The organism is Thioalkalivibrio sp. ALR17-21, assembly GCF_000420185.1.
Classification (GTDB): Bacteria; Pseudomonadota; Gammaproteobacteria; order Ectothiorhodospirales; family Ectothiorhodospiraceae; genus Thioalkalivibrio; species Thioalkalivibrio halophilus.
Genome location: NZ_ATUL01000010.1, coordinates 1 through 18987, shown reverse-complemented (window position 1 = coordinate 18987; position 18987 = coordinate 1). Strand labels below are relative to the sequence as shown.

At 68.3% G+C, this 18987-nt stretch carries 17 protein-coding genes; 8 read left to right on the top strand and 9 right to left on the bottom strand.

Annotated elements, in window-relative coordinates:
• Nucleotides 1–2 precede the first annotated feature (2 nt).
• Both pilQ and G020_RS0107005 read left to right on the top strand, forming a co-directional pair.
• Nucleotides 3–2123: a type IV pilus secretin PilQ gene (pilQ, locus tag G020_RS0107010; RefSeq protein ID WP_024329092.1), complete on the top strand. Its 2121-nt coding sequence runs from the start codon at nt 3–5 to the stop codon at nt 2121–2123.
• Nucleotides 2124–2222: 99 nt separating this feature from the next.
• Nucleotides 2223–2768 carry a shikimate kinase gene (locus G020_RS0107005; RefSeq protein ID WP_024329091.1) on the top strand — a complete coding sequence of 182 codons (546 nt, stop codon included), beginning with the start codon at nt 2223–2225 and terminating at the stop codon, nt 2766–2768.
• A gap of 12 nt (nt 2769–2780) precedes the next feature.
• Here the strand turns inward: G020_RS0107005 and G020_RS0107000 are convergent, their stop codons facing one another.
• On the bottom strand, nt 2781–3221 hold the full coding sequence (locus G020_RS0107000) for a nuclear transport factor 2 family protein (RefSeq protein WP_024329090.1): 441 nt from the start codon (nt 3219–3221) through the stop codon (nt 2781–2783).
• Nucleotides 3221–3631: a nuclear transport factor 2 family protein gene (locus G020_RS0106995; RefSeq protein ID WP_024329089.1), complete on the bottom strand. Its 411-nt coding sequence runs from the start codon at nt 3629–3631 to the stop codon at nt 3221–3223. Before G020_RS0106995 ends, G020_RS0107000 begins: the two co-directional genes overlap by 1 nt.
• 227 nt (nt 3632–3858) lie before the next feature.
• Between G020_RS0106995 and G020_RS0106990 the strand changes: the two genes are divergently transcribed.
• Nucleotides 3859–4752, top strand: coding sequence for a PfkB family carbohydrate kinase (locus tag G020_RS0106990; RefSeq protein ID WP_024329088.1), 894 nt, complete (start codon nt 3859–3861; stop codon nt 4750–4752).
• Nucleotides 4753–4981: 229 nt separating this feature from the next.
• Here the strand turns inward: G020_RS0106990 and G020_RS0106985 are convergent, their stop codons facing one another.
• The 3 genes from G020_RS0106985 to G020_RS0106975 form a co-directional block, all read right to left on the bottom strand.
• The gene (locus G020_RS0106985; RefSeq protein ID WP_018870983.1) at nt 4982–5290 is read right to left on the bottom strand and encodes a hypothetical protein; all 309 of its coding nucleotides are present in this window, start codon (nt 5288–5290) and stop codon (nt 4982–4984) included.
• A 65-nt stretch (nt 5291–5355) separates the two neighbouring features.
• On the bottom strand, nt 5356–6543 hold the full coding sequence (locus G020_RS0106980) for an alkaline phosphatase family protein (RefSeq protein ID WP_024329087.1): 1188 nt from the start codon (nt 6541–6543) through the stop codon (nt 5356–5358).
• A complete protein-coding gene (locus G020_RS0106975; RefSeq protein ID WP_019021745.1) occupies nt 6543–6866 on the bottom strand; it encodes a BolA family transcriptional regulator in 324 nt (107 codons plus the stop codon). The genes G020_RS0106980 and G020_RS0106975 overlap by 1 nt, the downstream gene beginning before the upstream one ends.
• 253 nt (nt 6867–7119) lie before the next feature.
• On the opposite strand from G020_RS0106975, the gene G020_RS0106970 reads away from it, so the two are divergent.
• A complete protein-coding gene (locus tag G020_RS0106970) occupies nt 7120–7971 on the top strand; it encodes a type II secretion system F family protein (RefSeq protein WP_024329086.1) in 852 nt (283 codons plus the stop codon).
• Nucleotides 7972–7990: 19 nt separating this feature from the next.
• Here G020_RS0106970 and G020_RS0106965 read toward each other — a convergent pair whose 3' ends face one another.
• Entirely contained in the window at nt 7991–8545 is a 555-nt protein-coding gene (locus tag G020_RS0106965; RefSeq protein WP_018946802.1) for a glycine cleavage system protein R, read from the bottom strand.
• A 137-nt stretch (nt 8546–8682) separates the two neighbouring features.
• Between G020_RS0106965 and G020_RS0106960 the strand changes: the two genes are divergently transcribed.
• The 3 genes from G020_RS0106960 to G020_RS0106950 all read left to right on the top strand — a co-directional run bounded on the left by G020_RS0106960 (nt 8683) and on the right by G020_RS0106950 (nt 13174).
• Complete coding sequence (locus tag G020_RS0106960) at nt 8683–11319, top strand: PEP/pyruvate-binding domain-containing protein (RefSeq protein WP_024329085.1); 2637 nt, start codon at nt 8683–8685, stop codon at nt 11317–11319.
• Between the two features lie 178 nt (nt 11320–11497).
• Nucleotides 11498–12160, top strand: coding sequence for a cytochrome c (locus G020_RS0106955; RefSeq protein WP_024329084.1), 663 nt, complete (start codon nt 11498–11500; stop codon nt 12158–12160).
• 12 nt (nt 12161–12172) lie between these two features.
• On the top strand, nt 12173–13174 hold the full coding sequence (locus tag G020_RS0106950) for a c-type cytochrome (RefSeq protein WP_024329083.1): 1002 nt from the start codon (nt 12173–12175) through the stop codon (nt 13172–13174).
• A 114-nt stretch (nt 13175–13288) separates the two neighbouring features.
• Here the strand turns inward: G020_RS0106950 and G020_RS0106945 are convergent, their stop codons facing one another.
• From G020_RS0106945 to G020_RS0106935, 3 genes are all read right to left on the bottom strand, one after another.
• Nucleotides 13289–14059: an SDR family oxidoreductase gene (locus tag G020_RS0106945; protein ID WP_024329082.1), complete on the bottom strand. Its 771-nt coding sequence runs from the start codon at nt 14057–14059 to the stop codon at nt 13289–13291.
• A gap of 59 nt (nt 14060–14118) precedes the next feature.
• A complete protein-coding gene (locus tag G020_RS0106940; protein ID WP_018946805.1) occupies nt 14119–14616 on the bottom strand; it encodes a Fic family protein in 498 nt (165 codons plus the stop codon).
• A gap of 96 nt (nt 14617–14712) precedes the next feature.
• On the bottom strand, nt 14713–15534 hold the full coding sequence (locus G020_RS0106935) for a TatD family hydrolase (RefSeq protein ID WP_024329081.1): 822 nt from the start codon (nt 15532–15534) through the stop codon (nt 14713–14715).
• 641 nt (nt 15535–16175) lie between these two features.
• On the opposite strand from G020_RS0106935, the gene pepN reads away from it, so the two are divergent.
• A complete protein-coding gene (gene pepN, locus G020_RS0106930; RefSeq protein ID WP_024329080.1) occupies nt 16176–18815 on the top strand; it encodes an aminopeptidase N in 2640 nt (879 codons plus the stop codon).
• Nucleotides 18816–18987: the final 172 nt, after the last annotated feature.

Sequence of the window (18987 nt, the reverse complement as noted above, 5' to 3'; positions counted from 1 at the left end):
ACATGGAAATGACATATCGGCACAATGCCGGCAACAGCAACAGGGGGCTGAACATGGGATCTTCCATGCGCGCACTGGCGGGCTCCGCGATGGCGGGCCTGCTGTTCATGGCGTCCCAGGGCGTTTCCGCCCAGGAACTGGAGGATATCCGGGCTGCCAGCATTGGCGGTGACCGGGTGCAGGTGAACCTGCAGTTTTCGGACACCCCGCCCGCGGACATCCGCGCCTTCGCGATTGATTCGCCGCCGCGGATCGCTTTTGACCTGCCGGATGCCGGCAGCGTGATGAGTGACCGTCGCAAGGAATTCAACGTGGGGCCCCTGCTGGAGGCCACCGCGGTGGAATCGGGCGATCGAACCCGGGTGGTGCTCGGACTGACGCAGCCCTCCGAATATCAGACGCGGGTGGATGGCAACAACTTCATCGTGACCCTCGGGCGCGGCGTGACTGAAGCCGACGCGCAGGACGAGGCCGTGGCCGAGCGCGTCGGCGAACCCGAGCCGCGGACGACCCGTTCCGCGCGGCCGGTTGAGCTCACCGACATCGATTTCCGTCGTGGCGACCAGGGCGAGGGTCGTGTCGAGGTGGGGCTGTCACGCAGTGGTGGTGCCATCGATGTGCGTGAACAGGCCGGCCGTATCGAAATCGAATTCGATCGGGCCGCCATCGACGAGTCGATGGAGCGGCGGCTGAACGTGGTCGACTTCGCCACCCCGGTGCAAACCATCGACACGGTCGCCGATGGCGACCGGGTCCGCATGGAAGTGGCCACCGAGGGCGAGTACGAGGTCGTCTCCTACCAGAGCGACCGGCAGTACGTGCTGGAGGTGGCGCCGATCACCGAAGCGGAGCTTCAGGCGCGTGAACAGGAAGAGCGCGAGTTTACCGGCGAGCGCCTGTCGCTGAACTTCCAGGACATCGAGGTCCGCTCGGTGCTGCAGCTGCTGGCCGACTTTACCGACCTGAACATCGTCGTCAGCGACGACGTCGACGGCAACATCACCCTGCGGCTGAACAACGTGCCCTGGGATCAGGCGCTGGACATCATCATGCAGTCCCGCGGCCTGGACAAGCGCATGGAGGGCAACGTGCTGTTCGTGGGGCCCGCCGAGCAGATCGCCGCCCGTGAGCGGCAGCGGATGGAGGCCGAACGCGACCGCCAGGAACTGGAACCGCTGCGCACCGAGTTCGTGCAGATCAACTTTGCCCAGGCGGGCCAGATCGCCGAGCTGATCCGGGGCGAGGAAGACCGCTTCCTCTCCGAACGCGGCAGCATGACGGTCGACAGCCGGACCAACACGCTGCTGGTCCAGGATACCCAGCGCCGGATCGAGGATATCCGCGAGCTGGTGCGGAACCTGGACGTGCAGGTGCAGCAGGTGCTGGTGGAGACCCGCATCGTGATCGCGGAAGACAGCTTCAATCGCGACCTCGGGGCGCGTTTCGGGGTGACCGGCACGCGGACTCGCGGTGATACCTCGGCGGCCGGTACGGGCTCGCATACGGGCGCAGATCAGGCGCGAGGCGGCACCCCGGACGACGCGGACCTGGACAATCGCCTCGGCTCTTCCCTCCCGGCCGACGCGGCCAATGCGGGCGAGTTCGGGTTCAGTATCCTGCGTCGTGGTCTGCTGCTGGACCTGGAGTTGTCGGCGCTGCAGGCCGAGGGTCGCGGCGAGATCATCTCCTCGCCGCGAGTGGTGACGACCAATGGTCAGCCGGCCGTGATCGAACAGGGCCAGGACATCCCGATCATCGTGCAGGACGAGGCGGGCAACCCGAATACCGAGCTGGTCGAAGCCTACCTCTCCACCGAGGTGACGCCGCAGATCACGCCGAACGGCAACGTGATCATGGACATCCGCGTGACCAAGGATGAACCGGGCGACGTGGTCTTCGACGACGTCACCATCAATCGCCGCGCCGTGGAGACCCAGGTGTTCGTGGGTGACGGTGAAACGGTGGTCCTGGGTGGCGTCTACGAGATCGACAGCAGCGAACAGGTCCGCGAAGTCCCGTTCCTGGCGGACATCCCGTTCCTCGGCAACTTCTTCCGTAACCGGGCGAGTTCCGAGCAGAAGGCGGAGCTGCTGATCTTCGTCACACCCCGCGTGCTGGACTGAACCCGCCCGGGCCCTGGCGGCCCGCCGGTGGGTGACAGCGAACCCGGGATCCACGGATCCCGGGTTTTTTTTGCTCGGGAGTCCCGGTAGCCTGCCCGCATGCAGAATATTGTCCTGGTGGGCCCGATGGGGGCCGGCAAGAGCACGATCGGGCGGGGACTGGCGGGACTTTTGCGCCGGGCGTTCCATGACACCGATGACGAGATCCGCAAGCGTACCGGCGTGGATATCCCGACCATCTTCGAGTATGAAGGCGAGGAGGGTTTCCGCCAGCGCGAGACCGCGGTACTGGATTCGCTGCTGGAGAAGGACGGGATCATCCTGGCGACCGGGGGCGGGATCGTGGAGCGGCCGGAGAACCGGGAACGGCTGAAAGACGCCTTCGTGATCTATCTGCGGGTGCCGGTGGAAGAGCAGTTCCGCCGGACCCGGCGCAGCCGCAACCGGCCTCTTCTGACCCAGTCGGAGGATCCCCGGGCCCGACTGCAGGCGCTGTTCGAGCGGCGGGACCCGCTGTACCAGCAGGTTGCGGACATGGTCCTGGAGGGCCGCGGGCGCCGGGTGCGGGACGCGGTCAACGGGGTGTGCTCGGCGCTGCAGATGAAGCGCCCGGACCTGTGCCAGCCGCGCGCGGGGTCGGAGTAGCCCGCGCGGTGATCAGTGCCGGGTCTGGCTGCCGCTGTCGGGGACGAACATCCCTTCCGGGCTGGGCTCCGCCCGGCGCCCGTGAGACGCGTGGTGAAACGCCAGCCGCCAGCCGCCGTCGACGCGCCGCCAGGTCTGGCTGATCAGGATGGTGCCGGTGGGTGCCACGTCGCCCGGCCGGGTGATGGCTTCTTCGATCACCATGCCAAGGCTGGTGTCGGTCTCGAAACGGCCGACGATGCGCGGCTCGATGCCGATGTTGAGTTCGCGCGAGAACACCAGCAGCCAGCTTTCCATCACTTCGGCGGTGCCGCGGTGTGCCCGGGGGCTGCCCGGATGGATGCACACGATATCGGGGCGGTCGGCCCACAGGTCCATCATGCGTTCGATGTCCGCCTCGCGGAATGCCCGGTAGTAGGCGTCCATGCAGGCCTCGACGGCATCGCCGGCCATCAGTGCACGCTCCGGCGGTTCCAGCGCGAGCGGGTGGTTGGATCGGGGCTGGCGTGGTGCAGCACCATGTGCCAGCTCAGACCGTTGAAGCGGTAGGCATTGGTGGCCAGGATCACGCCCCGGAGCTCTCCACCCATGTACAGGTGCTCGTGCAGCACGTGGGTGACCAGGTCGCTGCCGCCGAGCACGGTAAGGCCGGAGCGTCGGATTACGGTGTCTTCCATGCTCGCGAGAATGTCGTCCCAGCTGTCCATGACCAGTTCGATCCCCTGCAGGCGCTCGCCGCCGGGGTGGATGCAGACGCAGTCGGGCGTGCCCTGCCAGACCGCACGCATGGCTTCCGGATCACCGGCTTCGAACGCGCCGTAGAATGCCTCTTCGGCGGCTTCGGGGGAGGAAAATTTCGCCATGGCCGTCCTGTCCTTTGTCCAGATGATCACGAACGCTCCGCGAACGCGAGGGCGGGCTCCTTGCGCCGGATTCTTTCAGTCCCCGGTCCGCGCGGCGAATTCTGCCAGTATCCGCACCGTTGGGGATACGGGAATCCGGGGGCGGCGCTGGTCGCCGGGCGGGCGGAACGTCACAATGGCGCCCCTGCGGTTTCGTTTCCCTGAATCATCCGACCGGAGCCCCGCCCATGGCGCGCATACTGATGACCGGCATCGTCACCCTCGATCACGTGCTGGATGTCGACACCTATCCCGCCGAGGACGCCGAGGTGCGCGCGGACGCCAGCCGCACCCGGCCCGGTGGCAACGCCGCGAACACTGCCGCGCTGCTGGCGCAGTTCGGGCACCGGCCGGAATTGGCCGCGGTGGTGGCGGAGGGGGCTGCCGGTGACGACCTGATCCGGCGTCTGCGCGAGCGCAGGATCCACGACCGCCATCTGGTCCGCCGGCCGGGGGCGACGCCGACCTCGCACATCCTGCGCGCCCGCGACACCGGTTCGCGCACCATCGTGCATCACCGGGATCTCCCGGAACTGGCGGTGGAGGATCTGAACGGCGTCGCCTGGGAGGAATACGACTGGCTGCATTTCGAGGGCCGCAACCCGGAGGTCCTGGCCCGGGTGCTGGCCACCGTGCGCGACTGCGTGTACGACGCCCCGGTCTCGCTGGAGCTGGAGAAGCCCCGCGACGGGCTGGAGGCCTGCATCCCGTTCGCCGACATCCTGATGGTCTCGCGCGACTGGGCGCGGGCGCGGGCGGAGCGCACCGGTGCCGGGGGAGACACGGCGGCGACCTGCGAGGCGGCCCTGCGGGCCCTGATGGAGGAACACCCGGAGGCCATCATCACCGTCACCGGCGGCCCCGCCGGTGCCTGGATCGGGTTCCGCGGCCGCGTGGAGCACTGCGCGCCGACGCCGGGCCTCACGGTGATCGACAGCGTGGGCGCCGGCGATGCCTTCAACGCCGGGCTGATCGATGCCATCGCCTCCGGGGAACCGCCGGAACGCGCGCTGGTCGCCGCGGTGCGTCTGGCCGAACGCAAGCTGGCGCAGGACGGCTTCGACGGCCTGGTCCGGGACTGAGGCCCGGTCTCCCGCGACCAGCGGGATCATCGCACCAAGGGAAACACTGATCAATGTACCAACCCCACGAGCCATTGAAAGCAGGGGCTCGGCCGCCCGTTGTTATCAAAGCCAGGCGCGCACACGGCGTTGCGGTTCCCTTGTGCAGAGTGACTGCACGGCAGTCACCGCGCCTTGTTCGCACGCAAAAGCGACTCGAGCGCGAGCGTGTACATTGATCAGTGTTTCCCTAGGCGTGGCCGACGGTGGTGTCGGTGCTGGCGTGGAAGTACTCGCTGTCGCGGGCCAGTTCGTCGACCAGCTCGTGCAGCATGGCCAGGCGGCTCTCGGCATCGGAGAACGGCGAGCATTCCTCGCAGCGCACGTCGCCGCAGGGCTGGCGGCTGTAGAGCCAGAAGTGCACCGCGCCGGCCAGCAGACCGTCGGCGACATCGCCGGTGTCCACCGCGTCACCGTCCTCGGCAAGGCGGTTGGCCAGGTCGATCAGGCGGCGCGCGGCGTTGTTGTAGCTCTCTTCGGGGCTGTCGGTCTCGTTCATCTCGTATCGGGCTCGCGTTGGCGTTGGGGCCCCGGGAGATCATCTCCGCGGGTCCGCGCCCCAGTTTACCGGGAATTGGCCAGCGACCGAAGGAACAGCGGAATGCGGCGTTCCTCGGGCGAGAGTCCGCCGTGTGCGCCGCGGAAGAACGGGCCTTCGTCATCGGCTGGCGGGTCCACCAGGTAGGCATCGGCCGCGGGCAGGAGGAGGTAATCGCCGGCGCGGGCGTGCAGCTCCGGATGCTCCGGCCCCGGGCCCAGAGTGGGGGCGGGCGTGTCACTGGCCATCCAGGCCTCGCGTGGTAGCAGGGCGATATCGTCGCCGAAGGCCTGCGCGACGGCGGCCTCGAACCTGGCCTCGCGGCCCTCGCGCACGTGGGCCAGCGCGGCGCGCGGTTCGCCGGTCAGGCGGTGCCGCAGGCAGTCCTGCACATCCGGGGCCTCGCGCAGGTCCAGACGGCGCTCCACCGGGCGCATGCCGTGGTCGGCGGTGGTCAGCAGCACCGCATCCTCGCCGGCGAGCTGGGCGCAGGTTGCGGTATAGGCGAGATCCAGCTGCTTCAAATGGCGTTCCACCTCGGGGCTGCCGGGACCGTACTCGTGGCCCAGGTGGTCGAGTTCCGACCAGTACACGTAGGTGAAATGCGGCCCCGGGTGCGCGCGCACGTGGGCGGCGACACGCGCCGGCAGGTCGCTGATGCCGTCGAACCCCACGAAGCCCGCGCCCTCGCTCATCATCCGGTTGTAGGGTGCGTGGCCGATCCACTTCGGGCCGATGAAGGTGCTGGGGCATCCGAGGCGGTCAATGATCCGGTCCGGCTGCACCCGGGCGGCGAGTTCGCGATGGTCCAGCCGCGCGGGCTGGTCGTCGGCGCCGCGTTCCTCCGCCATCAGCACCGTCAGGGTGCGCGCCGGTTCGGCCAGCCGGGTGTTCCAGCCGAGCAGCCCGTGGTGCGCCGGATGCCGGCCGGTGAGGATGCTGGTGATCGCGGTGGCCGTGGTGCTGGGGAACACCGTCTCCAGCGTGGCGTGGTGGTCGGCCTGCATCAGCGGGGTGTGCCGGCGGTAATCCTCGGCGAAGCCGTCGATCAGCCACAGCACCACGTGGGTATCCGGGCCCAGGGCCGGGTCGATGCCGGCCAGGGCACCGGCATGTGCCGGCGCGTCCGGATTGAGGGACGCCTCGATACGTCCCAGCAGGTCCATCAGCCCCGGCCCGTCGTGGCGGGCACGCAGGATCTCGGTGATGGACATCAGGCCTTCGCGCCGCCGTCACCGCCTTCGCAGGGCGGCGAGTCGGGGACCTGGCCGGCGCGTTCGAACCACTGGTCCGGGTCCAGGGTATGCAACGCCAGCGCGTGAATCCCGCCGGCGAGTTCGTCGGCCAGGGTGCGGTTGACCATGCGGTGGCGCGCCACCAGCTTCTGGTCACGGAAGGCCTCGGAGACGATGGTGACCTTGAAATGCGACTCCGAGCCCGGGGGCACGTTGTGCATGTGGCTCTCGTTCTCCACGGCCAGATGCACCGGTTCGAACTCCGCCTCCAGCTTGGCGGTGATCTGTTCCTGCATGCTCATGGGAGACTCCTGTTCGGGGACGTTATGTCGGAAACGACCCACCAGTCTGCCGGGGTGTGCATCAATGTCCAGATCCGTCGCTGTGGGGCGGGCGTTGCCCGCCTTCCGGACAACGGGATGACGCAGCGCTGTGGAGGGTTATACTGATCGGCTCGTTCATGGGCCGGGAGCCATTGATGATGCCAGTGATGCGGAACGCGGGGGCGGGTGTAACCCCGATTCCCTGCCCCGACCGGTTCGCCTCGTCGCTGAAATGAAACGCGTGCAGCACCTCGACGAGCTGGCGACCCTGCTGGAAGCGGGTGTCGACTGGCAGCGGGCCAGCGGGGTGGTGGGTCTGCCCGCCGGCCGCGCCGATCCGGTGCGCGCGCTGGAGACGGCCGGCTGGATCCGCCCCGAAGAGCGGCCGTTGCTGAAGTCCCTGAAGCTGGCCGGGCGGCTGGATCGCGCCCTGCGACTGCTGGCCGAGCGGCTGCATCGCGAGGAGAACATCGAGCGACGGATCCGCACCGGATTGCTGCTGCCGGCGCTGCTCTGGGTGGTGGCGCTGGTGCTCGCGCCCCTGCCGGCGCTGTTCCGGGGCGTGCTGGATGGCCCCGGCTACCTGTTCGCCGTGCTTCAGCCGCTGGTGGTGACCGGGTTGCTGGTCTGGGCCGCGTTTCGTTTCTGGCGTCCGCTACTGCAGGTGTGGCAGCGCTGGCGGCTGCGGCCCGGGCGCCTGCCCGGGGCCGGCCGGCGGCAGGCGCTGTTGCAGGATCTGGGTTTGGTGCTGGCCGCCGGGGTATCGGCGGATCAGGCCCTGCAGGGCCTGGCCGCGGCGGAAACCGGCGAGCTCCGGCGGCGGCTGAACACGGCGGCTACGGCCTGCGCGGAGGGACTGCCGGTGGTGGAGGCGCTGCGGCGCGAGGCCCTGCTGGACCCCGACCGCGAACCCGGGCTGCTGTCCTCCGGCGAGGCGGCCGGTCGTCTGCCCTCGGTGCTGCAGTACCGCGCCCGCGAGCTGGACGGGCATCTCGCCCTGCGTCGCGAGATCGTGGCCGAATGGCTGCCGCGCGGGGTGTACCTGCTGGTGCTGGTCTACATCGGCTACTGGCTGGTGGTCTGAGCCGGCAGGAGCCGCCGCGTCAGGCCTTCTCCGGCGCTTCGGACTGCGGATCGTGGAGGTCGAGATCGACCATCAGCTCGTTGGCCAGCGCCTCCAGATCATCCTGCAGGGTGTCCAGGTCCACGCCCTCCGGCACCCCGATCCGGGCGCGGGCGCGGAACATCGGCTCGCCGGTCATCGACCCCGGTTCGACGGCCGTGTCCAGGTTCTCCACGCCCACGCCGTGACGCGACAGCACGGCGGTGATGTCCTGCACGATACCGGGCCGGTCGTGCCCCATCAGGTCCAGCAGCACCTTGTGCTGCGCGGGGACCGGCTCCGGCACCGGCAGGTCGTCGCCCCGCTGGATGTGGATCTGCAGCCCCTCGCCTTCCAGCTCCCGCATCGCGGTCTCCAGGGCGTCGACGCCTGCGGTGTCGGCCTCCAGCATCACCACCCCCGCGAACTGACCGGCCAGCTGCGCCATGCGGCTCTCCAGCCAGTTGCCGCCGGCCTCGCGCGCACGGGCCGCCACCTTGCTGACCAGACCCGGACGATCCGGGCCGATCAGCGTGAGGATTACCGAAGTCTTCATCGTCGATCTCCTGTCTTCTGGCGTCGCAGCGGATCCACCATCGTACGGCAAGTCCGGGCTGGCGGGTATCATCGTGGTGCCGGGGCAGGGCGAACGTGTACATTGACCCGGTTTCCCCCGAGCCGCACGGGCGCACCATGATCACCGATCCGCAGGCGCAGCAGGAAGCCGTCTCCACCGGGCTGGAAGACCTGGACCGGGTGCTCGACGGACTGCGCATCGGCGACAACGTGGTCTGGCGGGTCGACGACATCGAGGACTACCGCCGCTTCGTCGAACCGTTCGTGGCCGCCGCCCGCGCCCAGCACCGCTCCATCATCTATCTGCGCTTTGGCTCCCACCCGCCGTTGGTGGAGACCGGTCCGGGGATCGAAGTGGTGGCTATCGACGCCCTGCGCGGCTTCGAGCCGTTCACCCGCCACGTCTTCCGCCTGGTCACCGAGTACGGCCGCGGCGCGTTCTATCTGTGCGACTGTCTGTCGGATCTGCTGGATGCCTGGGCCACCGACCACATGGTGGGCAATTTCTTCCGCGCCATCTGCCCGTATCTGTACGAGATGGATACGGTGGCCTGGTTCGCGCTGCATCCGCACAGCCATTCGCACACCACGCTGTCGCGCATCCGCGAGACCACGCAGGTGCTGATCGACGTGCGCCGCGCCGGCGACGCGGTGCACGTGCAGCCGGTCAAGGTGTGGCAGCGCAGCTCGCCGACCATGTTCCTGCCGCACCGCCAGCGCGGCCCGCAGTTCGAGCCGGTGGTGGACAGCAGCGAGGCCACGCGGCTGCAGGCCCTGCTGGAGGAGCAGCGCCCCGGGCAGCAGTACGGCCGGCAACTGCTGGACTACTGGGACCGCCTGTTCCTCGCCGCCTCCGACGCGCTGGCGGAGGGGACGCCGGCGGCCGACCGCGCCCGGGTGCAGGACGAGATCCTGCGGGTGCTCATCGGGCGCGACGAGCGCATGCTGGAACTGGCGCGGCGCCATCTCGGGCTGGAGGAACTGCTGGCGATCCGCAGCCGTATGGTCGGCAGCGGCTACATTGGCGGCAAGGCCGCGGGCATGTTGCTGGCGCGGTGCATCCTGCTCGCGCAGGACCCGCAGCGCTGGGGGCGGGCGCTGGAGCCCCACGACTCGTATTTTATCGGCGCGGACGTGTACTACGCCTATCTGGTGCACAACGGCTGGTGGCCGCGCCTGATGCACCAGCGCACCGCGGAAGGCTACTTCGACGAGGCGCACGGCCTGCGCGACGACATGCTGCACGGCGAGATCCCGCCGGAGGTGCGCCGCGAGCTCGAACGGGTGCTCGACCACTACGGGCAGTACCCGATCCTGGTGCGCTCCAGCAGCCTGCTGGAAGACGGCTTCGGCAACGCCTTTGCCGGCAAGTACGAGAGCGTGTTCTGCGTGAACCAGGGCAGCCCCGGCGAGCGCCTGGCGCAGCTCGAGGACGCCATCCGCCGGGTCTATGCCTCGACCATGAGCCACGACGCGCTGAGCTACCGCCACCAGCGCGGCCTGATGGATCAGGAAGAACCCATGGCGCTGCTGCTGCAGCGGGTCAACGGCCGCTACCACGGGCGCTACTACTTGCCGGAGGCCGCCGGGGTCGGGGTCTCCTGGAACACCTTCGTCTGGGACGGCGCGCTGGATCCGTCCGCCGGGATGCTGCGCCTGGTGCTGGGGCTGGGTACCCGCGCGGTGGACCGGGTCGCGCGCGATCATGCCTGCGTGGTGGCGCTGGACCGGCCCGAGCGGCGGCCGTTTCACAGCCGGGACGAGTTGTACGGCTACTCGCAGCACGCCGCCGACGTGCTCGACATCGAGGCCAACCGCGAGGCCGCCGTGCCCGTCCAGCAACTGGCCGAGACCGCACCGGACTTGCCGCTGAACCTGCTCGGCGAGATCGACCGCGAGGCCGGCCGCCGCGCCCGCGAGCAGGGGCGCGAGGAGCGCCTGTGGCGGGTCACCTTCACCCCGCTGCTGCAGCGCACCGGCTTCGCCCCGCTGATGCGCGACCTGCTCAAGACCCTGGAGGCCGCCTATGCCCACCCGGTGGACGTCGAGTTCACCGTGCACCTCGACGCCGAAGGCAACGCCGGCGTGAACCTGGTGCAGTGCCGGCCGCTCGCCACCCTGGGCAGCGACCGGCCGGTGGAACTGCCCGGGCAGGTCGATCCGCAACGACTGCTGTTCGCCAGCCAGGGCCGCTTCATGGGTGGCAATCTGGACCTCGCCATAGGGCGCGTCATCCGCGTGGACGGCGCACGCTACGCGGTGCTTTCCCGCCCGCAGAAATACGCCGTGGCCCGCCTGGTCGGTGCGCTCAACCGTCAGTACGCCCGTCCCGAAGACTGCGCCACGCTCCTCATCGGCCCCGGCCGCTGGGGCACCAGCACCCCCGAACTGGGCGTACCCGTGCGCTTCGCCGACATCGACCGCGTGCGCATGCTGGTGGAGGTGGCCGACTCCGATGCCGGCATCGTCCCCGACCTCTCGTTCGGCAGTCACTTCTTCCAGGACCTGGTGGAGGCGCGGATCGCCTACGCCGCGCTGTTCCCCGCCGAACCGGGCTGCGAATACCACCCCGCCTGGCTCGACGGGTGCCCCGCGCACATGCCTGAGGTCGAACCCGAGGTCGCCCTCGGCGAGCCCCTCGACCCCGCCGTATGCGCCACCGTGCAGGTCCACGACACCCGCGACGCCGCCCTGCGGGTCGTCGCCGATGTGGTGCAGCAGCGCCTGCTCGGCTACCAGCCCGCCGGCGGCTGAAGTCCGCCGAGCCCCGACACGCCCACTTCCACTCTCCAGCCCCGGGGCAGCCTGTCCGGACCCTGTTTTTTCAGCGTGTTTGTCTATACTTATATCATTGTCCGCTTGTTCGGTAGGCTCGCAGGGCGGCATTGGATGCGGTAGCACCCATCAGAATCATGACCAGGGACAACGTGACATGACGAACCAGCAGCTTGCCGGAGGTCTGGCCCTCATTCTCGGTTTCGGGATGGGCGCTTCGACGGCACAGGCAGTAGACGGGCTCGAGGGTGATCCGCAGCGCGGGGAAGGCCTGACGCAGACCTGCGTGTCCTGCCACCAGGCGGACGGTTCCGGGCAGAACGTCCCCGGTGGGGAATCCTGGCCGCGTCTCGCGGGCCTGCCGGAGGGCTACATCGCGCGGCAACTGAAGGACTACCAGGAAGGTCGCCGCGACAGCAGCACCATGGCCCCGTTCGCCAACCTGCTGGATGACCAGGGCATTGCCGATGTGGCTGCGTATTACGCCCGGCTCCCGGTGACCGAGGCACAGGGCGGCGACGACGTCGATGACGCCACCCTGGCGCGTGGCGAGGAGCTGGCGCTGCGCGGGGACTGGAACCAGTACATCGTCAGCTGCCAGAGCTGTCACGGGCCGGGCAACGCCGGGGCTGGTGAGGTGTTCCCGGGAATCGCGAGCCAGCACGCCGGTTACATTGCCGACCAGCTGCATCATTGGCAGGAAGGCGAGCGGGCCAACGACCCGCAGGGCCTGATGGCGGCCATTGCCAGGCGCATGAGCGACGAGGACGTCCGTGCGGTTTCCGCCTGGCTGGCCCGTCAGCGCGTAACGTCGGAATAAGGGAGTACGGACATGACCATTCGCAAGCTCGCCCTGGGTACCGGGGCGGTTGTTCTGATGGCGGGTGCCGCGACCGCCGCCTGGGACGAGTACAAGCCCCTGTTCGCCCTGGGCTACGCCGAGCCGGAAGAACACCAGCTTGTCCACATCCCGCCGACCCTGAAGGACCTGGAAGAGTCCCGTCTGCATCCGGAGTTGCAGGACGTGATTCGGCGCGGGCACGACCTCTTTGTCGATACCCAGCAACTGCGCGGCCAGCACGTATTCAACGACATGAACTGCGCCAGCTGCCACATGGACGCCGGGCGGCAGCCGTTCAGTGCCGCCCTGTGGCCGGCCGCCATCACGCTGCCGGACTACCGCGGCAAGAACCGGCAGGTGAACAGCCTCGAGGAACGCATCGCCGGTTGCTTCAGTTTTTCGATGAATGGCCAGCCGCCGGAGTACGGCAGCGACACCATGCTGGCGATCACGGCGTACCTGCAATGGATGGCCAAGGGCGCGCCGATGTACCCGGATGAAGAGATCTACGGCCGCGGCTACGGATCGGTGGACGAGCCGGAACAGGAGCCTTCCTTTGCACGCGGCAAGGAGGTCTATGCCCAGAACTGTGCGGTCTGCCACGCCGAGGACGGTCAGGGGTTGAAGCAGGACGGCCAGGTGGTGTTCCCGCCGTTGTGGGGCGACGGCTCCTATAACTGGGGTGCCGGAATGTCGCGGATCAATACCTCGACGGCCTTCATCAAGCACAACATGCCGCTGGGCCAGCCGAATTCGCTCAGCGACCAGGAGGCCTGGGATGTGGCGTTCTACATGAACAGTCACGAACGCCCGCAGGACCCACGCTACACCGGCGATGTCCACGAGACCCGCGAAAAGTACGCCAACTTTCACGGCCACACGGCCTACGGGACCGTGCGCGAGGTGGACGGGCACTTGCTGGGCGATCACGACAACACCGGCGAGAAGGACTTCCTGCGCCCGGAGATCCTCCGCTCGCGTACCTTCGACTGACGCGATCGCCTCCCGGCTGATTCACAGGGAGGACATCAACGCCCTGGAACTCTGGTCGTTCCGGGGCGTTTTCGTTTCCGCTTTTGGGCCGGCCTTTCCCGTTCATGGATCGGCTCATTCGGTATAGATCATGCGGCGGGTCATGCCGCCGTCGACGGTCCAGGTCTGGCCGGTGACGAAGCCGGCGTCGGGGCCGAGCAGGAAGGCGGTGAGGGCGGCGATGTCGGCGGGCTGGCCGACGCGCCCGGCCGGGTGCTGGGCGTGGTCCTGTGCGGACAGGGGCTCGGCCTGTTGCTGGTCGGGGCTGCGGGCGTCGATCCAGCCGGGGCGGATGGCGTTGACGCGGACGTCCGGCCCGGCGCTGATGGCCAGGGCGTGGGTGAAGGCGTCCAGCCCGCCCTTGCTGGCGGCGTAGGCCTCGGTGTGCGGCTCCGACTGCAGGGCGCGAGTCGAGCTGATGTTCACGATGGCGCCCCGTCTGCGGCGCAACAGGGGCAGGGCGTGCTTGCCGAGCAGGAAGGCGCCGGTGAGGTTGGTATCCAGCCAGCGCTTCCAGTCGGCCAGCTCCAGTTCTTCCAGTGGTCCGGAGTGCGGGTCGCTGATGCCGGCATTGTTGACCAGCGCATCGAGGCCGCCGTGCCATTCCTCCGTATGCCGAATGGCCTCGCGGACCTGTTCCTCCTCACGGACATCCAGCGCGATTGCCCGGGCGGCGGGGCCCAGACGCGCGGCGGCCTGTTCGCATTCGGGGCCATTGATATCGGCCAGCACCACCTGCCAGCCATCCCGCACCAGGCGCTCGGCTATGCCGAGGCCGATCCCGCGCGCCGCGCCGGTGATCAGCGCGACCCGCGAGTCACTTTGGTGGGGAGTGTGCTCAGACATAGAAGGTCATGGGTGAGTCTTGTTGCTCAAGGTTGGCACGGCAGGCGTAGCGACGTGAGTCATGCGGTTTCGGTCTCGTGCGCGAGCATGTTCATGATCAGGCGGATCATCGTTTCCTTGTTGTCGGGGTCGGATTCCGCCACCAGCAGGGTCAGGGCGGCCAGGCCTACATCGTTGATCACGGGCTCGCCGGCTGGGCTGATGAGACGGTGATTGCGATGCAGGAAGTCGACGAACAGGTAGGCGGCGCTGCGCTTGTTGCCGTCGGAGAACGGGTGGTTCTTGATCACGAAGTACAGCTTGATGCGTCGTGAGACCTGGCGAGCGCCTTCCTGTCGAAGTACCGAGGAATCCTCGGTAGTTGACGGTTCATCGAGTTCGTCGTCTTTGTAGATGTTCTTGAGATGCAGACCGACGTTGTCGGTTGAGGTGTCGAAGAGCTCGGCCATTTGCCGCTGCGTCAACCAAACCGTATCGCGCCCGGTGTCCAGCCGGACTTCCACGGTATGGTTGGCATTCTCGTAGATGACGATCGGGGTTTCGTCTTCCTGGCTCATGTTGGCTCCTCTTCCTTGAGGGTTTGGCCTTTTATAGCCCTTGTCTGTTCGTTCTTCCTGTTGGTGGCAAGGTGGCTGGACATTTTCACCGGAGCATCACTCGACGGTGGCGGGCGGCAAGTTGTAGAAGGTGCGGGCGGTGGCGGTGGTGTGGGCGGCGAGGTCTTCCGGGGTTTCGTCGCGCAGTTGGGCCACGTATTCGCCGATGTGAGGGAGGAAGGCGGGTTCGTTGCGCCGGCCGTTGCCGATCTTCTTGCCGGTGCCCTTGGGCAGGGTGCGCGGCAGCAGGTAGGGGGCGTCGGTCTCGATCATCAGGCGACCGCGCGGGATGGTCGGCACCAGCGGGTGCAGGTGTTTGCCGCGGCGCTCGTCGCAGACCCAGCCGGTGATGCCGATGTGGCAGTCGAGGTCGAGGTATTCGGCCAGGGCGTCGGCCTCGCCGGTAAAGCAGTGCACCACGGCGGCCGGTACCTTGTCGCGCCAGCGGCGCAGGATCTGCGCGAAGTCGTGGTGGGCGTCGCGTTCGTGCAGGAACACCGGCAGGCCGAGATCGGCGGCCAGCTCCAGCTGGGCCTCGAAGGCGATGCGCTGCTGCGGGCGCGGCGAGTGGTCGCGGTTGTAGTCCAGCCCCATCTCGCCCATCGCGACGACGTTGTCGTCCGCGCGGGCGAGGTCACTGAACCGCGCGGCGATCGCGTCGGTCCACTGTTTGGCGAGATGTGGATGCACGCCCAGGGTGGCGCGGCAACAGTCCGGGTACTGGTCGGCGATCTTCAGGCACTTCTCGCTCTGGTGGGCGTCGGCGCCGGTGATCAGCATCCAGGACACGCCGGCCTCGCGCGCGCGCTCGAGAACCTCGTCGCGTTCCTTGTTGAAGGATTCGTGGGTAAGGTTGAAGCAGATATCGATCCATTCCATGCGCGGTATGCTAACGGATTGGACGCACAGTGCCAGTTCCCCGGCTGCGTCATTGCGAGGCGCCGAAGGCGGTGAAGCAATCTCCTGCGGCTGGCAGTGCGGTGGATTCGAGGGCTCCGGTGGTTTCGGGCCGGCAGATTGCTTCGTCGCTGCGCTCCTCGCAATGACGGGGAGTGGGGCGCAATGACGGGGGATACAGTCGGGCTTCGCAATGACGGGGGGAAGAAACACTGTCATGGCGAGGAGCGCAGCGACGTGGCGATCTCTGTGAGGAGCCCCGGCGTTGCAATGACGGCGCCGGCGTCCGGGTTTGGGCCGGGGCAGCGGCGGCGTGTTAAGGAAACACTGAGGAATATACACGTTCGCGTTGGCACCCCGGGTTTTCCGAGACAAGGCGCGTCGTGCAACGGGTAGTGGTTCTACCCGCAAGCGACGCAACGCTGGATCGGGGAACCCGGGGCGCCAACCCCGAAGGGGCTCGGCCGCTTTTGCGCGCGCACGGCGTTGCGACTCCCTTGTGCAGAATGACTGCACGGCGGTCGCCGCGCCTTGTTCGTACGCAAAAGCGACTCGAGCGCGAACGTGTATATTCCTCAGTGTTTCCTTAAACCTTTGGCAATGTTTTTGATCTGGAGTCTGGAATGCGTGATGCGAACCCCCAGCCGGTCTATCTGAGCGAGTACCAGTCGCCGGCGTTCGAGGTGGAGGACCTGGAACTGGATTTCGATCTGGCCGCGGCGACCACCGAGGTGACGACGCGCATGGCGGTGCGCCGCAACCCGCAGGCGGCGGAGCCGGGGGCGCCGCTACGCTTGTACGGCGACGGCGTGGAGCTGGTGTCGCTGACGGTGGATGGCGCGGAGCCGGGCGAGGGCATGCTGGAAGAAGACGCCGACGGCCTGCTGTTGCACGGCCTGCCGGAAGCGGCGCGGCTGGAGATCGTCAGCCGCTGCCACCCGGAGCAGAACACCGCGCTGGAAGGGCTGTATGCCTCCAGCGGGAACCTCTGCACCCAGTGCGAGCCGGAGGGCTTTCGCCGCATCACGTTCTTCCCCGATCGTCCGGATGTGCTGACCACCTACCGCGTGCGCATGGAGGCGGACCGGGCGCAGTACCCGGTGTTGCTGGCCAACGGCAACCGCGTGGAGGCCGGCGAGCTGGACGGCGGGCGCCACTATGCGGTGTGGGAGGATCCGTTCCTGAAGCCGTCGTACCTGTTTGCACTGGTCGCGGGGGATCTGGCCTGCCAGCGCGACACCTTCACCACCATGTCCGGGCGCGAGGTGGCGCTGGAGCTGTATGTGGAGGCGCACAACGCCGATCGCTGCGATCACGCGCTGGCCTCGCTGAAGCGCGCGATGCGCTATGACGAGGAGGCCTTCGGCCGCGAATACGATCTGGACGTGTACATGATCGTCGCGGTGGACGACTTCAACATGGGGGCGATGGAGAACAAGGGGCTGAACCTGTTCAACGCCAAGTACGTGCTGGCCAGCCCCGACACCGCCACCGACGACGACTTCGTCGCCATCGAGTCGGTGATCGCCCACGAGTACTTCCACAACTGGTCCGGCAACCGCGTGACCTGCCGCGACTGGTTCCAGCTGTCGCTGAAGGAAGGGCTCACGGTCTTCCGCGACCAGGAGTTCACCACCGACTGCACGCTGTACGGGGTCAAGCGCATCGACGATGTCTCGCTGCTGCGCGCCCATCAGTTCCCCGAGGACGCCGGTCCGCTGGCGCACCCGGTGCGCCCGGATCATTACGCCGAGATCAACAATTTCTACACCCTGACGGTGTACGAGAAGGGCGCGGAGCTGATCCGCATGCTGCGCACCCTGATCGGGCGCGAGACCTTCCGCCGCGGGCTGGATGTCTACTTCGAGCGCTTCGATGGCCAGGCGGTGACCACCGACGACTTCGTGGCCGTGATGGCCGAGGTCAGCGGGCGCGACCTGACGGCATTCAAGCGCTGGTACACCCAGGCCGGCACCCCGCACGTGACCGCCGCCACCGCGCAGGATGGCTCCACCGGCGAGTTCCGCATCAGCCTGGGGCAGTACACCCCGCCGACGCCGGGCCAGGAACACAAGGAGCCGGTGGTCATCCCGGTACGGGTGGCGATGCTGGATGACGACGGGCGGCGCATCCGCGGGCGCCTGGAGGGCGGCCCGGAGCAGGATGAATGGGTGCTGGAGCTCGACCGCTCCGAGCGCAGTTTCCATTTCGACGAACTCTCGGCGACCCCGCGGGCCGTGTCCTGGCTGCGCGGTTTCTCCGCGCCGGTGATCCTGGAGGCCAACCAGAGCGCGACGACCCTTGCCCACCTGCTGGCCCATGACGACGATGCCTTCAGTCGCTGGGAAGCGGCGCAGACCCTGATGCGGCGCGCGATCCGGGCGCGCATCGAGGACGACGCCGCCGACTCGGTGCTGGAGGCGGAAATCCAGCACGCCCTGGCGGCCCTGCTGGAGGATCCGGCGATCGAGCCCGTGCTGCTGGCCACGATCCTTCAGCTGCCGCCGCCGCGCGAGCTGGCGGAGCTGTTCGACTGCGTGGACCCGGTGCGCCTGCGGGCCGAGCGTGATGCCCTGGAGGCGCGGCTGTACGCCCCGCTGGCGGACCGGCTGCGCGAGCGCCAGCCGAAGCTGGACGATATCGACAACGGCGCATTCACCGCCGATGCCATGGGGCAGAGGCGCCTGCGCAACCGCCTGCTGGCATTGCGGGTGGCGGCCGGTGACGAATCCGCGGTGCCCGAGGTGCTGGAGCAGTACCGCAAGGCCTGCAGCCAGACCATGCGCATGGGGGCGTTGAACGCCATCAACGACCTGAACCACGAGGCCCGGGCCCTGCTGCTGGCCGACTTCGAGCGGCGCTACCATGACGATCCGCTGGTGCTGGACAAGTACTTCGGCCTGCAGGCGGCCAGCCAGGTGCCGGGCGGTTTCGACCGCCTGGAGTACCTGCTGCAGCATCCCGGGTTCCGCTGGTCCAACCCCAACCGCGTGCGCGCGGTGCTGGGCCCGTTCATGGCCCGCAACGAACGCCATTTCCACCAGGCCGACGGCGAGGGCTACCATCGCATTGCCGGCTTCGTGGAGAAGCTGGACAGGATGAACCCGCAGACCGCCGCGCGTCTGGTGCAGCCGCTGACCCGCTGGCGCAAGGTGGATCCGGCGCGCGGCGAGCAGATGCGCGCGGAACTCGAGCGCCTTGCCGCCCTCGAAATCTCGCGCGACCTGCGTGACGTGATCGAGCGCGCGCTGGCCGACGCCTGAATCGGCCAGAGGGCTGGCCTCCCACGGGCGGGCTTGTAGGAGCGCAGCCCCCCTGCGCGAGCCGCCCGCGCCGGATCCCGGTCCGGAGGTTGCCGCGTCGCCTTCGGCTCCTCGCAACGACGGGGGCTGGACGGGTTCCGTCATCGCGGGGCGCGCAGCGCCGAGGTCCGGT